At 39.9% G+C, this 424-nt stretch carries 1 pseudogene; it reads left to right on the top strand.

Annotated features, from left to right (window positions below):
- Nucleotides 1-424 (top strand): annotated as a pseudogene (locus tag E3E37_RS11225) (oligosaccharyl transferase, STT3 subunit); the annotation flags it as partial.

The raw sequence follows: 424 nt of genomic DNA, 5'->3' as shown, positions 1-424 counted from the left end.
TCTCTCTTCCTTTTCAGCAAGTTTGTTAGAGATAAAAAAGTTAGGATTGGAGTTTTAATTGGGCTGGCAGTTTTGGGAATATTTGTACTCTTCTACCGCTTTGAGGCTTTAAAAGACCTCTCCACAGGATTTGGGATTTTCAAAGAAGCCCCAATCCAAGAAACTCAGCCTTCAAGTTTCAACGATCTATGGAAAGCGTTTTCAATTTCCCTATTCTTAATCCCGCTTTTCTTTTTGAGGTTTTATCCCAACAGAACAAGCATAAGCGATTTCCTGGTTTTGGGCCTTATCCTCCCAAGTCTCTACATGATCAAAACATGGACAAGGTTCCTGTTCATAGGATCAATGGCGATAGCACTAATGGCCGGAATTGGAGTTGTAGAACTTTATGAGATCTTAAAACCCCAGCTAAACGAAAGAAAAC

The sequence above is a fragment of the Thermococcus sp. ES12 genome, from assembly GCF_012027515.1.
GTDB classification, from domain to species: domain Archaea; phylum Methanobacteriota_B; class Thermococci; order Thermococcales; family Thermococcaceae; genus Thermococcus; species Thermococcus barossii.
This window is presented reverse-complemented; position numbering and strand designations above follow the sequence as displayed.